Raw genomic sequence first — 14,113 nt, 5'->3', positions numbered from 1 at the left:
CGCCGACACGACAGGGTGTGAAATGGTACGTTTGAGCATCGAAGGACGGCAGCTCGAAGCACCGGAAAACTGTTCCATCCTGCAGGCGTTCCTGCACGCGGGGGAAACGCTTGTCGAAGGCGTCGGCTGCATGGGCCAGGGCGTATGCGGGTCGTGCCGCGTCATGGTGCGGCGCAGCGGCGAACAGGATGTGAAGACCGCGCTCGCATGCGAAACGCTGGTGGAAGACGGCATGCAGGTCGCCTTTCTGGATTACTTCACGGCGTCGGAGCGGCACGTCTATCGCATCGAGGAGATCGGCGACAGCTGGGACGCGTTGCAGACGATCTCGGACATTTTCCCGGAGGCGGCCCATTGCCGTCATTGCAGCGGATGCGATCGCGCCTGCCCAAAGGGGCTCGATGTCCAGGAGGGCGTGAAGCTCGCGGTGGAGGGCAAGCTGACGGCTTCGAGCCATGTCTTCGACGAATGCGTCATGTGCAACCTCTGCACGCTGGCCTGCCCCGAGCATATCCGGCCCAATCATCTCGGCCTGTTCGTGCGGCGGATGATCGCGGCGCAGACCCTGCGTCCGGCCAATCTCTTGTTGCGGCTGCAGCAGATCGAGAGCGGTGCGATGCGCATTGACTTCGACGCACCGGGCGCGCAGCCGCCGCGCTGACGGAGCCTGACGATCATGCCGGCTGGTATCCCATATGAAGTCGCGCTCAGGCGCTACCGTCCCGGTGTAGCGCCGGCGGTGCGCAGCGACGACATCTCCGTAGAAGCGCTTCTCAAGGGCTATCACCCGGACCACGGGCCCAATGCGCGCGTTGCGCTGGCCGTCGGCGTGAATCGCGGCGAGCCCTGTCAGCCGGATCTCGCCCGCTATCTGCAGGCCAACGCGCTGATCGACGACGTGGACATTGCCGGGGCGCAGCTCGTCTCCACCGATGTGCTGATCATCGGCGGGGGCGGTGGTGGCTGCGCGGCGGCGCTCACCGCGGCCACGCGCGGCGCGCAGGTGATCCTCGCCACCAAACTGCGCCTTGGCGACAGCAATACGGTCATGGCCGAAGGCGGCATTCAGGCGGCCATCGGCGAGGATGACAGCCCCCAATTGCACTTTGAGGACACCTTGCGCGCCGGGCACTTCTGTGGCGATCCGGAGCTCGTCGCGCAGATGGTGATGGACGGCCCCGACGTAATCCGGTGGCTGATCCGGCTGGGCATGATGTTCGATCAGGAAGAGGACCGGCCCTTCGGCGGCAACCTTCTGCGCAAGAAGCCAGGCGGGGCATCGGCCGCGCGCATTCTCTCCTACCGGGACTACACCGGACTGGAAATGATGCGCGTGGTGCGCGAGGCGGTGGATCTGGAACCCGGCGTCGCGGTGTGGAACCGCTGCCCCGTGGTCGAGCTGCTGTCCGACGAGCGCGGGCGCTGCGCAGGGGCCGTGATCTACAACCTCGAATGGCGCACCTTTGTGCTGGTGCGCGCGCGCGCCGTGATTCTCGCCACCGGCGGGGCGGGGCGCCTGCACCTGAATGCGTTCCCGACGTCCAACCACTACGGCGCCACCGCGGACGGTCTGGTGCTCGCCTATCGGATCGGGGCGCGCCTGCGCGAGCTGGACTCGTTCCAGTACCATCCCACCGGCATCGCCTATCCGCCGCACCTGGCCGGCGGCCTGATCTCGGAAGCTGCCCGCTCGGCCGGCGCCAGGCTGATCAACGGCGAGGGCGAGCGTTTCGTCGATGAACTCAAGCCGCGGGACATCGTGGCCTCGGCGATCCTGCGCGAATGCGCGCAGGGGCGCGGCATCGAGCGGGGCGGACAGGTCGGCGTCTTCCTCGACACGCCGACGCTGGAAATGGAAAACCCCGGCATTCTGGAAAAGCGGCTCGTGACGCTGCGCCATCTCGCCCACAAGTGCGGTCAGGATGCGTCCCGGGAGCCGTTCCTCGTCTACCCGACCCTGCACTACCAGAATGGTGGCGTTGCCATCGACAACGAGGGTGCGACCAGCGTGCCGGGGCTGTACTGCGTTGGCGAGGTCACGGGCGGCATTCACGGACGCAACCGGCTGATGGGTAATGCACTGCTCGATATCCTGAGCATGGGCCGGCGTGCCGGAGCCAGCGCAGCGGAGGCGGGCCGCAGCGTCATGGCCGCACGCGCCGGAATCGGCCATGTGCACGCGTGGCAGCGGGAATTGACACTAGCCGGGCTGCCGCTGCATGTCCAGGCACCGCAGCTCTTCCCTGGCTACGCGCATTTCGATCTGCGCGTCGATGCGGGCCTGCACGCCGGCGCGCGGGGCCGGGCGGTCGGCGGCACCCGGTGAGCGATCCACGGAGCGCGCGATGGAACACCTGAATCAGGTTCTCCTCCATAACGATGTCCGGGTTGGCGCAGACCTGGATGGCTGGCTGGCACACGGCGGCGGAGAAGGGCTGGCCAAGGCGCTGCGCGAGCCGGCCGCAGTCATCGCCGAGATCGAGCAGGCGGACCTGCGCGGGATGGGTGGCGCCGGGTTCGCGACATACCGCAAATGGGCACCAGTAGCCGCCGCGGCGGATGGCGACAAGTACATCATCTGCAATGGCAACGAAGACGAGCCGGGGACGTTCAAGGATCGCTTTCTGCTGGAGCACACGCCGCACCAGGTGATCGAGGGCGCGTTGATCGCCGCGGCCGCTACCCGCGCCAACCATGTCGTGCTGTACGTGAATCCCCATCAGCCGCTGTCGCTGGCAAGTACGCGCACGGCGGTGCAGCAGTGGCAGGCGCACGCGCAGTTCGCCGAACTTGTCCGGCTGGTCGGCGGACCGGTATCGCTCAGCGTGGTACCAAGCTCGGGCTTGTATATCGGCGGCGAGGAAACCGCGGTCATCGCGAGCGTCGAGGGAGGATTCCCGTTTCCACGCCGCAAGCCGCCATTTCCCGCCGAGCATGGCGTGCATGGCGCGCCGACCGTCGTGAACAACACCGAGACGCTGGCCCACGTGCCGGGCATCCTGCGCAACGGTGCACAGTGGTATCGCGAACTCGGCATCGGTAATGCGGCCGGAACCAAGCTGTATTCACTCTCGGGCGATGTGTTGCGGCCCGGCCTGTATGAGCTGCCGATGGGCACGAGCCTGGAGGCGCTGGTGTTCGTGCATGGCGGCGGGATGCTCCAGGGCAAGGCGTTCAAGGCGGTCTTCACGGGCGGACCCTCCAATACCCTGCTGACCAAGCGCGACCTCGATGTGGCGCTGGACTTCGACTCCGTGCGGCAAAGGCGCTCCCGGCTGGGGACCGGCGCCATGATCGTGGTGTCGGAAGGCACCAGCATCGTTCGCAAGGTAGCCGAGTACGTCAGCTTCTTTGCCCAGGGCTCGTGCGGCCAGTGCCCGCCGTGCAAGGGCGGGACGTTCCAGTTGATGCGGCTACTCAACCGGATCGATACGGGCCGCGGCGTGCGCGCGGACCTGGACGCGTTGGAGAACCTTTGCCGCATCCTTCCCGGCAGCGGGCGCTGTGGCCTGATCGACGGCGCCGTGACGGTGGTGGACAGCTCCCTCCATCAGTTCCGGGAAGAATACGAGGCGCTTTTGCTGGCATAGGCCCCGGGCACCGTTGCAGATCTAGCGCCACGCGCTCCCCACCTGCACATAGACTGCGTTCTGGTCCTTGCTGTGGGCGAAATCCATCCCGATGGCGAGCCCCAGTTTTCTCGCGATCAGGTAGCGAAAGCCCACGCCGGCGCTGACAATGTTGGGGGCATCATCGAAGCTTTGCCGGCCGTAGGCCTTGCCGACGCCGGTAAATCCGAGCAAGGACCAGCGGGGCCGGAAGTCCCAGCGCAGTTCCACCTCCGTCGAGATCGCATTGCGGTCCTGGTAGCGGGCCTTCTTGACGCCACGCAGGTCGACGTATGGCTGGACATAGAACGGCACATCGCCACTGGAAAAGCGCGTGTCGGCTCTGAGGCCGAGGATCAGTGTCTTGGCGATCGGCAGCCACGTGTACCCGCGCGCCGCGTACATGTCGTAGTTCTGGGTGCTGCCGATTCCTTCCCGTGCGAACTGGGCTTCCAGTTCCGCATAGACGCCGCGGCTGGGGTAGAAGATGTTGTCGCGCGAATCGTAGTCGACCACCAGGCTGGCGGCGCTGATGCGCTGGTTCCGGCCTTGTCCCACCAGGTCTCCGGGCGTCTGGCCAAACTTGAAAACGGCGTTCGAATCGAAGTAGATATAGCGGGGGCCGGCAAACCAGTGGGTATTCCCGATCCGGACCAGAAGCTGCTGGAGAAGGCCTGTGCCCTGCAGCGAATACGCCCTGGCCTGGTTCGCATTGCCGAAATAGTCCAGATTGGCGTCGACCTTGGCGATGCCGCCAAGGTAGCGGTACCGATCGCCGTCCCAGGTATGGAAGTGGCCGAGCGCCCCGGCCCACGTGCCGTTTTGCGTGTAAGCGCCGCCGACAAAGGTGATGTTGGGTGGTATGCGCTCCTGGCCGAGCGATTTGGCTCGCGCCTCGCTTTCGGCGATGGATTCCGAGAAGAAGAGCAGGCCAACGCCCAGGCCATAGCCAACCGCCGGCTCTGTGATCACAAACGGAACGGGCAACGCGCCCTTGTGCTCGAGGAGGTAGCTACTGAGGTCAAACTGCCCGTCTTCCGGGTCGACAAGGCGAAGTGGGCGATCGTCGGCCATGGCGCCGATGGACGTCATCAACGACAGGCTGCATATCAGACGATGCAGAAACGGCCGATGCATCGGCGCACCTCCATGCCGGGTGTTCGTACGATCGCCGCTCTCGCCGCCCGGATATTCATGGCGCGCCGGGTGTTCGAGGGGAAGGCAATGCGATCCTGTCGAGTACCTCGATTTGTTTCGCCTTTGACTTCTGCGAGACGCTAACCATACTAGCTTCTGCACATCCCTTGCGTGCGAGGGATCGCTTGATTGCTCCAGAAGCCAAGACACCGGGAACCAACGTGCCCAATATCCGAACGATCGTATCGGCGGTGGTCGTATGCGCTACGCTTGGCGCGAATAGCGTCGCCTACGCACAGCGGCAGGACGGCGCGGCCGCCGCCGCAGATGCCGTCAGCGAGGCGGTGCAGGAAGGGCATAGCCCGTATCGCCCGTCACGCGAGCCGACAGCCGCCGGCAATATCAATTCTCCGGAGTGCCAGGAGCTGCTGGCGCAATTCACCGCGACACCCAACCGCGAGTACCAGCCTTCCGCCGGGCGGCCTGTTACAACGAGCCAGGGGCGGGTTGTGCCAGGCCTGCAACGAGACCGCGCGCGGGATGACCTGATCGATACGTTCAGGGCCAAGTGCACGCATTAGCGTCTGCTTACCTATGAAGTCCAAGGGCGGAACCGTTCGGCCGCGTGTTCACCAGAAGCCAAGCACCTTCCACCAGACGCTCCCGACCACGGCGAAGATCAGCAGCTCCACCACGCACATCACAAAGCCGACGCGCCACCACGTTCCCATCGTGACAAAGCCGCTGCCGAAGATGATCGGCGAGGTGCCCGTCGCATAGTGGGTCAGCGTCATCATGATCGCGGAGCCGGCCGCCATCAGCAGCATGAACGGCACCACATACGCTGGCGGTATCAGATGGACGCCGACCGTCAGGAACGCGAGCATCATCGCACTGATGTGCGCCGTCGTGCTGGCGAACAGATAGTGCGAGAAAACGAAGATCGCAATCAGGATCGCGGCCGTGCCGCCCCAGCCGATGCCGCTGGTCACGATCGCGTCGCTCATGCCCTTCGAGAACCAGCCGATCACGCCTTGCTTGTTCAACTGCTCGGCCAGCATGATCAGCGCACCAAACCATATCAGCGTGTCCCAGGCGCTTTTCTCGGACAGCACGTCGTCCCAGTCGATGGTGCCAGTGATGATCAGCACGAACAGGCCGACCAGGGCGACCACCGTTGGGTCCAGCGTGAGCGACGGACCGAACACCATCGCCGGAACGTTGGCCCACAGCAGAAGCAGCAGCGCGAAGGTGAATATCATCACCTTTTCCTTCGGCGACACTGGACCCATCTTCGCCATTTCGGCGTGCGCATATTCCACTGCGTTGGGTGTGGCCTTGAGCTGCGGTGGCGACAACACATAGATCACCAGCGGCATCACCAGCATGCATAGCAGGCCGGGCAACAACATGCAAAGCGCCCAGCTTGTCCAGCTCAGATGCAGGTTCTGATTGGTCGCCTTGGCGATGTAATCCACCACCAGCGGGTTCGGGGCGGTGGCGGTCACGAACATCGCCGAAGAGATCGGGTTGGCGTGGTAGTTGACCAACGCCAGGTAGGTGCCGACCTTGCCCTCGGTGCCTTTGGCCGGGTCCGAGTCGAATGCGATGGCGATCGATTTCATGATCGGATGCACGATGCCGCCACCACGCGCGGTATTGCTCGGTGTGAACGGCGCCAGCACCAGTTCACAGGTGGCCAGACCATAGCCGATGCCTATCGTTCGTTTGCCCATCAGGGAGATGAACATCAGGCCGACACGGGTGCCCAGGCCGGTCTTCTTCACGCCGCGTGAGATCAGGATGGCCACCACGATCAGCCAGATCAGCGGACTGTCGAAGGCGGTCAGCGCATCGGCGATCGCGCCCTTGGACGAGTCCGAGGTCACCTGCGACAGCGAGAGGACCACGATGGCCATCATCGCCATCACCCCGATCGGCATCACCTTCAGGATGATTGCCACGATTGTGGTCAGAAAGATGGCGACCAGGCCCCAGGCCTTGGGCGTGAGCCCCTCTGGCACAGGCAGCAGCAGCATGGTGACCAGCACGACCGTCGTGATCAGTGCGGGGCCGAGTCGAAACGGGACCACGCTGTTGAAGTAGCGGAACGCCGCTTTCAGTTGTGTGAGCATCCCGCGCATCCTTCAAAGAAGAGTTGGCCCCGGCCGCTGGCACACAGCCCAAGGATCGGGCCATTGGAACGCTTCGGAAGGCCGTGGTTGCCGCATGGCCTGCCTCCGTCCTGCCTGGATATTCGAGAACTCATACCAGGCGCCAGTCCGCGAGAGTCACCTCCAATGTGGAGCAGAAGCCTCGCAGGCAGGCGAATGACCTTTCCGTTTCTTATGGTTTATATGTTCTTTTTGGTAGAAGCGCCAGTGTGGCGCAGGCGCCGCCAGACGATGGAATGCGAAGGGTTGTTCCCGCGCCGAGTCATTGGTGGCGTCGCGGGGATGTCCCAAATTAGCAAATTCATGTCCCAGATAAGCAAGCGAGACAGGCCGCAGGCGCCAGATACTCGATGCGCAGAAGACGGTGAACCGACTCGCGGATTCATCCAAGACTGCAGGAGACATGACAATGAAAATCAGGCAGATCACCCCGGCCATCGGCGCCGAAATTTCCGGCATCCATCTGGGTGAAGCGTCGCGCGATCCGGCGCTGTTCGCAGCGATCAAGACCGCACTGCTCGAGCACAAGGTGCTCTTCTTTCGCAGGCAGGAGATTACGCGTGCCGAGCACGTGGCCTTCGCCAGATGCTTCGGCAAGCTGGAAGATCATCCTGTCGCCGGTAGCGATCCGGATCATCCGGGTCTGGTGCGCATCTACCGTAGCGACAACCCGCACAGCTACGAGAACAACTATCACTGCGATGGCCTGTGGCGCCCCAATCCGGCCATGGGCGCGGTGCTGCGCTGCATCGAGTGCCCCGAAACCGGCGGCGACACCATCTGGGTCAATATGGTGAGGGCCTACGAGGAACTCCCCGACGACATCAGGCAGAAGATCATCGGCCTGCGCGCAAGGGCCAGCATCGAACACAGCTTTGGCGCGGTCATGGACGCGGAAGCGCGTGCGAAGCTGGTGCAGGACCATCCGCCAGCAGAGCATCCGGTGGTGCGCACACATCCCGAAACCGGCGAGAAGATCCTGTTCGTCGGTGCGGGCTTCACCACGCACTTCACCAACTACAGCACGCCGGCAAACGTACGTCACGGCATCGACAAGGCACCCGGTGCTTCACTGCTGCTCAACTACCTGATCAGCCGCGCCACCATTCCCGAATACCAGGTGCGCTGGTCATGGCAGGAAGGCGACATCGCGGTCTGGGACAACCGCTGCACGCAGCACTACGCCCTCAACGACTACTGGCCGGCGCCGCGCAAGATGGAGCGCGCCGGCATCGTGGGCGACATCCCTTACTGAATCGACCGCTGACGACTACCCGGAGCATCAACATGAATTTCCTTGACGGCCACCTTTTTCCCGAGAACCAGCAGCCGCTGATCATCACCGCAGCGCCATACGCGCCGGGCTGGCAGCCATCCGATTTCCCCGAGGACATTCCGGTCACGATGGAGGCGCAGATCCAGAAGGCCGTGGATTGCTACAACGCAGGCGCCACGGTGCTGCATCTGCACGTGCGCGAGCTGGACGGCAAGGGCAGCAAGCGTCTGTCCAAGTTCAATGAACTGATCGCCGGCGTGCGCGAGGCGGTGCCGGAAATGATCATCCAGGTCGGTGGCTCCATCTCGTTTGCGCCCGAAGACGACGGCCAGGCCGCCAAGTGGCTGTCCGACGATACCCGCCACATGCTCGCGGATCTGGACCCCAAGCCGGACCAGGTCACGGTGACCGTCAACACGTCGCAGATGAACGTCACGGACCACGCCGACGATGTCGACTTCAGGGGTACCTCGCGCGAGGACATGGCGCTGTTTAACGCCTACAAGAACATGACGGTACCTGCCAACCCCGGTTGGGTGGAAGAGCACGTGCGTCGCCTGACGGCCGCCGGGATCCAGAGCGAATTCCAGTGCTACAACATCAACAGCTTCGAGTCTGTCGAGCGGCTGATGCGCCGTGGCTTCTACAAGGGCCCGCTGATCCTGAACTGGGTCGCCATTGGCGGCGGGATGGATACGCCAAGCCTCTACAGCCTGGCCAACTTCATGCGTGCCGTGCCTGACGGCGCGGTGGTGACGGTGGAAAGCAACGTACGCAATGTGCTGCCCGTCAACGTGATGGGTATCGCGATGGGATTGCACGTGCGCTGTGGCACCGAAGACGTCTTGTGGAACCAGCAGCGTACGGCCAAACAGAGCACCGTCAGGCAGGTCGAGCAACTGGTGCGCGTTTCGCGCGAGCTTGGTCGCGACATCGCCACTGCAAGGCAGGCGCGAGAGATCTGCAAGATCGGCGTGTTCTATGACACGGTCGAGGAATCGCTGCAGGCCAACGGCTTTGCGCCAAACCGCAGTGGCGGAAACCAGGGCTATCTGCGCAAGACGCAGTGAGACCATGCAGCCGATGACCTGGAGACTGCCATGAAACGCCATACCCTCAATGCGTGCAGGTGCCTTGCGCTTGCGCTTGGTGCCTTACTGCTGGCCACGAGCGCGACCCATGCTGCCGACTGGCCAACCAAGCCGGTGCGCATTCTTGTCGGCGCGCCACCCGGCGGCACTGCCGATATCCTTGCGCGCCTGCTTGCCTACGAGTTGCAGCGCCCGCTCGGGCAAACCGTGATCGTCGATTACAAGTCGGGGGCCGCGGGAACCATCGCGGTCCAGGGCATGCTTTCCGCACCCCGCGATGGCTATACCTTCCTGCTGATCCAGAAGGGCATCGCCTCGGAAGTGCCGTTGGCCATCAAGGTGTCCTACGATCCGTTCAAGGATATCGTTCCGATCGCACAACTCACCCGGCAGGGACTGATACTCGTCGGCAACCCCACGCTGCCCGCGAAGAACCTCGCGGAACTGGTCAGGTATATCAAGGCCAATCCCGGCAAGATCGACTACGCGAACTTTGGTATCGGCCTACGCGGCCAGACGATCGGCGTGCAGTTCAACCGGCTGGCCGGACTGGATGCCGGTGCCGTGAGCTACAAGGGGTCCCCACCTGCGCTGCAGGACGTCATGGGCGGACAGGTGCCGCTGATGTTCGACGGCCCCGCGACGTCGCTGCCGTTTATCAAGTCGGGAAAGCTTAGGGCCTATGCGGTGGCGTTTCCGCAGCGAATCTCGGCGCTGCCCAACGTTCCGACCTTTACCGAACTGGGATACCCGGACCTCAACGAAGTGGGCTGGATGGGACTGTGGTCAGCGCCGGGCGTGCCGCCGGCGGTCATTGCCAGGATGCGAGATGCCACGCTCAAGGCGCTGCAATCCCCCGAACTAGGTCGAAAGATCCAGGATCTCGGCATGGAGGTCGGGTCGCCCGCCACCACGGATGAACTGGCCAGGGACATCCGCGAATCGTATGAACGCCAGGGCAAGCTGCTGCGTTCGATCCATTTCACTCCGGAGTGACGACGGCCCCGTCCGTCCACACTCGAGTATCGAGAACCAAGAATGAAAGCAGCACGTGTATTGCCAGGTGCCGACGGCGGTCGGCTTGAGATTCAGGATATTCCCGCCCCGAAACCGGGCCCCGATGAAGTGTTGGTCAGGGTGCGTGCATCAGGCGTCAATTTTGGCGAGATCAAGTACATGCGCGAGCATCGGACGGGAAACCCGATGACCGCGGGTGTCGAGTTCGCAGGCGAGGTGGTCGGCGTCGGCGATCAGGTCCGTGGCTGGCGCGAAGGCGACCGTGTGATGGGCCACGGCCGTGGCTGCCACGCGCAGTATGTCGTGGCCGCTCCGCTGGCGTTGATGCCGATTCCCGACGATGCGTCGTGGGTCGATGCCGCGGCGTTTCCCAACGTGTTCATCACCGCCCATGATGCGCTGGTCAGCAACGGCGAGCTGAAGGCCGGCGACTCGGTGTACATCAACGGTGCCTCGGGCGGTGTGGGCATGGCCGCGCTCATGACTGCGAAAGCGCTTGGTGCCAGGCTGGCAATGGTGTCGTCGCGGTCGGCGGAGAAGCTGGAGCGGCTTGCCGCTTATGGCGCCGACGTGGGCATCGACACATCGCGTGAAGCGCAGGTCGAGGCCATCATGGCTGGCACTGACGGGCGCGGCGTCGACCTGATCGTCGACACCATCGGTGGTACGGTCTTCGAGGACAATGTCAGGTGCCTTGCAGTAAAGGGACGACTGGTCAATCTTGCGCGGCTGGGCGGCGGCCAGTTTGGACGGATCGATATCAACCTGCTCTGGATGAATCGCCTGAAGCTGATCGGCGCGACGTTCCGCACACGCACCGAGGCCGAACGTCTCGCGTGTATCCAGGCATGCGCGCGCGATCTGCTGCCACACTTTCGCGAAGGCAGGCTGCGTCTGCCGATTGACCGCACATTCCGGATGGATTCGATCGCGGACGCCTACGCGTATATCGCGCGCAGCCAGCACATGGGCAAGATCGTGCTTATTGCCGACTGACTGAGGGAGCCGGATGGCGGCGGTCACGGCCGATGGCCGCTGCCGATCGCGCTGCCGTCTGCCTGCGCCATTCCGTGACGCTGCAGCCGAACTCGGCGCGAAACCAATGGCTGAAGCTGCTCTGGTTGGAGAAACCGAGCAGACCCGCGATTTCGCCGATCGGCTGGTCGCTCTCCTCCAGATGGCGCGTCACGAGCTCCGAGCGCACCTCGTCGAGGAGTGCCGAAAACGTGAGTCCATCGGCGCTCAGATGACGATGCAGCGTGCGACGATCGACGCGCAGATGCAGCGCTACCTGCTGGGCCGTACAGCGTCCGCCGGGGAGCAGCGCCATGATGAGTTCGCGACAGGTTTCACGCGTACCCTCGCCACGGCGCCGTAGCGCGGCCTCCAGGTAATCGCGCGCCAGTTGCGCCGCGCCAGACTGGTCTGGCGCGCGTGGCTTCTCCAGGTCGGCTGCGGCACAAACCAGGCCGTTGAACGGCTGATTGAACATCGGATTGCGGCTGAAAAAGGCGCGGTGCGCCGATATGTCGGCTGGCGCGCGATGCGTAAAGCAGACCTGCAATGGGCGCCATTCTGGTCCGATCAACTCGCGCAGGATGCGAAACATCATGCCAACGGTGAGTTCCATGGCCTGACGGGTTCCCGAGCCAGGGCTGGGCAGCAGGTCCTCACGAATGATCACGGTCTGACCTGCGTCCTCGACGCGCGTGACCAGCGATGCGCTGAGCAGCTTCAGGTAGCGACACAAGGTATCGAGCGCCTGTCGTGGCGAGGGCTCCTCCTTTAGCACCAGGCTGATCGGCCCGAGGTTGGAAAACGTGCGACGCGCCGCCATCCGCAAGGCGAAATCCTCGACACCGGTCGTGCTGGCGGTAGCTTCCAGCAACTCGCGCAGGGCGCTGCTCGGAATGCGTGTCTCGGGGTCCTTGAGCAATCGCGCCGACAGCCCCACAGCACGCAACAGGGGCCCCGGGTCGCGGCCAAGCGATTCCACCAGCTCGATGTAGCCGTTCAGCGTGGCACTGCGAACGAGTCGCCCGACGTTTGGCATGGCGCTGCTTTCACATATTCGAACCGAAGGGAGTATGCCTCAAGATGATCATCATCCAATGATAGATGCCCGACGCGGGCCCATGCGGGTATGCCGGCTACGGTACGGCGCGGTCTTGCCAGCCGCGAGGGTCCATCCGGTGCAACACTTCAGGAGCGACTCACTATCGACGTGGCATGTAATGCAAAGTCGTTGGCATCCGTTGCGGGGCGGGCACCGAGCTCCATGGCGCATGCTTGCTAACTGGGAAATTGCAGAGTGTGTCCGCCAGCGTTTCCCCGTTTTCGAAGTGAGTGGGGCCGATTCCGAAATGGGCGGCGAACTTCATCGACCCATCGGAGAGACATCATGTCCGTAAGATTCCTGAGTCCGAGTTTGTTAAATACGTTCCGCGGCTATCTGCCCGGCATGGTCATCAGCGCGGTGGTAACCGTCGCAGCCATGTCGCTCGCCACGCATTACCAGGCGCCGGTGATGCTGTTCGCCTTGCTATTGGGTATGGCGCTGAACTTCCTGTCCCGAGAATCCTCCACCGCTTCCGGTATTGACTTCAGTGCCAAGCAGGTGCTTCGGCTGGGGGTGGCCTTGCTGGGATTGCGCATTACGGCTTCGCAGGTGGCGGCACTGGGTTGGCACTCCGTTGCCATGGTCGTACTGGCGGTGGCGCTGACCATACTGTGCGGCATCGTGCTGGCTCGACTGATGGGGTTCCAAACGTTCTTCGGCTTGCTTACCGGGGGTGCCGTGGCGATCTGCGGTGCTTCCGCGGCGCTGGCCCTGTCGGCAGCCATGCCACAGCATCCGTTAAAGGAGCGTGCGACGCTGTTCACGGTCATCTCCGTCAGTACCTTGTCGACGGTCGCGATGGTGCTATACCCGATGCTCGCGCAACTGCTGGCCTTGCCTTCTTTACAGGCCGGAGCCTTTATCGGCGGAACCATCCATGACGTGGCCCAGGTAGTAGGGGCTGGCTACAGCATCTCGCATGAAGCCGGCGATGCGGCCACGCTGATCAAACTGATGCGTGTGGCCATGTTGCTGCCGGTGATCGCGCTGGCTGCGTGGTTGTCGCAGCGACATCAGCGGGCGCAAGGGGAAGCCGGCAAGGGTCCGCGCCCGCCGCTGCTGCCGTGGTTTGCCGTGGCCTTCGCGGTGCTGGTGGCGATCAACAGCGCAGGCTGGCTGCCTCCGGCGGTGGTAAAGGCGGGGCAGTTTGCTTCGCAGTGGTGTCTGGTCATGGCCATGGTGTCAATCGGCATGAAGACTCACCTCAAGGACATCCTGTCCGTAGGCTGGAAGCCGGTAGCACTGATGGTCCTCGAGACGGTGTTCCTGGCCGTGCTGTTCTACGGCATGCTGGTGGTGATGCGGTTCTAGGTTGGCAACCACAGGGCCTGGCGTCGCCCGCCGCGGCATTGCGCGGCACCCCCCAGGCGGGCCCCACCGCTGTACAGATTGGAATTGCCGAGGGGCGGGCCGATGCGGGCGGCAATGATCTTTTCGCCCATGTGAGCAGGCAATGACCGTTCAGCTTTTTCTTGAAGTTTTGGCGACGAACGGCGTAGGCGCATGCTGCACCTTATCGCTCCCGCATTTGGGGCATTTCAACTGGACGGTCGCGTGTTCCGCGACATGCTCCGCGTGTTCGAATTTTTCACCGCAATCCTGGCAACGATACTGATAGGTCGGCATTCTCATTCTCCAGTACGAATGAACTCGATACGCGCGCCGCGCCTCCCCCACAGAGTGCATTCACG

13 protein-coding genes are annotated in these 14,113 nt (G+C 63.6%); 9 read left to right on the top strand and 4 right to left on the bottom strand.

The features are described 5' to 3' along the window. Positions 1-22: 22 nt before the first annotated feature. The 3 genes from BLR29_RS22860 to BLR29_RS22850 are packed head-to-tail and all read left to right on the top strand — an operon-like array spanning position 23 to position 3,590. Positions 23-661: a 2Fe-2S iron-sulfur cluster-binding protein gene (locus tag BLR29_RS22860; RefSeq protein WP_092139878.1), complete on the top strand. Its 639-nt coding sequence runs from the start codon at positions 23-25 to the stop codon at positions 659-661. A 15-nt stretch (positions 662-676) separates the two neighbouring features. After that, positions 677-2,326, top strand: a complete 1,650-nt coding sequence (locus tag BLR29_RS22855; RefSeq protein ID WP_092139876.1) for an FAD-binding protein — start codon at positions 677-679, stop codon at positions 2,324-2,326. Positions 2,327-2,345: 19 nt separating this feature from the next. Continuing rightward, a complete protein-coding gene (locus BLR29_RS22850) occupies positions 2,346-3,590 on the top strand; it encodes a complex I 51 kDa subunit family protein (protein WP_092140054.1) in 1,245 nt (414 codons plus the stop codon). Positions 3,591-3,611: 21 nt separating this feature from the next. Here BLR29_RS22850 and BLR29_RS22845 read toward each other — a convergent pair whose 3' ends face one another. Then, on the bottom strand, positions 3,612-4,700 hold the full coding sequence (locus BLR29_RS22845; RefSeq protein ID WP_255371389.1) for a BamA/TamA family outer membrane protein: 1,089 nt from the start codon (positions 4,698-4,700) through the stop codon (positions 3,612-3,614). A 266-nt stretch (positions 4,701-4,966) separates the two neighbouring features. Here BLR29_RS22845 and BLR29_RS22840 point away from each other — a divergent pair, with 266 nt between their 5' ends. Beyond that, positions 4,967-5,326, top strand: coding sequence for a hypothetical protein (locus tag BLR29_RS22840; protein ID WP_092139874.1), 360 nt, complete (start codon positions 4,967-4,969; stop codon positions 5,324-5,326). A gap of 48 nt (positions 5,327-5,374) precedes the next feature. On the opposite strand, the gene BLR29_RS22835 is transcribed toward BLR29_RS22840, so the two are convergent. Next, positions 5,375-6,880: a DASS family sodium-coupled anion symporter gene (locus BLR29_RS22835; protein WP_092139872.1), complete on the bottom strand. Its 1,506-nt coding sequence runs from the start codon at positions 6,878-6,880 to the stop codon at positions 5,375-5,377. 448 nt (positions 6,881-7,328) lie between these two features. Here BLR29_RS22835 and BLR29_RS22830 point away from each other — a divergent pair, with 448 nt between their 5' ends. The 4 genes from BLR29_RS22830 to BLR29_RS22815 are packed head-to-tail and all read left to right on the top strand — an operon-like array spanning position 7,329 to position 11,299. Further along, on the top strand, positions 7,329-8,174 hold the full coding sequence (locus BLR29_RS22830; RefSeq protein ID WP_092139869.1) for a TauD/TfdA dioxygenase family protein: 846 nt from the start codon (positions 7,329-7,331) through the stop codon (positions 8,172-8,174). Between the two features lie 32 nt (positions 8,175-8,206). Then, complete coding sequence (locus tag BLR29_RS22825) at positions 8,207-9,265, top strand: beta-keto acid cleavage family enzyme (protein WP_092139867.1); 1,059 nt, start codon at positions 8,207-8,209, stop codon at positions 9,263-9,265. Between the two features lie 30 nt (positions 9,266-9,295). Beyond that, the gene (locus BLR29_RS22820; protein ID WP_092139865.1) at positions 9,296-10,282 is read left to right on the top strand and encodes a tripartite tricarboxylate transporter substrate binding protein; all 987 of its coding nucleotides are present in this window, start codon (positions 9,296-9,298) and stop codon (positions 10,280-10,282) included. 42 nt (positions 10,283-10,324) lie between these two features. After that, positions 10,325-11,299 carry a quinone oxidoreductase family protein gene (locus BLR29_RS22815; protein WP_092139863.1) on the top strand — a complete coding sequence of 325 codons (975 nt, stop codon included), beginning with the start codon at positions 10,325-10,327 and terminating at the stop codon, positions 11,297-11,299. Here the strand turns inward: BLR29_RS22815 and BLR29_RS22810 are convergent. Then, positions 11,286-12,356 carry an AraC family transcriptional regulator gene (locus BLR29_RS22810; RefSeq protein WP_092139861.1) on the bottom strand — a complete coding sequence of 357 codons (1,071 nt, stop codon included), beginning with the start codon at positions 12,354-12,356 and terminating at the stop codon, positions 11,286-11,288. The genes BLR29_RS22815 and BLR29_RS22810 overlap by 14 nt on opposite strands. Positions 12,357-12,704: 348 nt before the next feature. Here BLR29_RS22810 and BLR29_RS22805 point away from each other — a divergent pair, with 348 nt between their 5' ends. Then, positions 12,705-13,733, top strand: coding sequence for a YeiH family protein (locus tag BLR29_RS22805; RefSeq protein ID WP_092139859.1), 1,029 nt, complete (start codon positions 12,705-12,707; stop codon positions 13,731-13,733). A gap of 150 nt (positions 13,734-13,883) precedes the next feature. On the opposite strand, the gene BLR29_RS22800 is transcribed toward BLR29_RS22805, so the two are convergent. Continuing rightward, on the bottom strand, positions 13,884-14,048 hold the full coding sequence (locus tag BLR29_RS22800) for an FmdB family zinc ribbon protein (RefSeq protein WP_092139857.1): 165 nt from the start codon (positions 14,046-14,048) through the stop codon (positions 13,884-13,886). Between the last annotated feature and the right edge of the window lie 65 nt (positions 14,049-14,113).

It is taken from the genome of Cupriavidus sp. YR651 (assembly GCF_900101625.1).
In the GTDB taxonomy this organism is placed as follows: Bacteria; Pseudomonadota; Gammaproteobacteria; order Burkholderiales; family Burkholderiaceae; genus Cupriavidus.
Note: the sequence above shows the minus strand (reverse complement) of the source record. Positions and strands in the feature narration are given on the sequence as shown.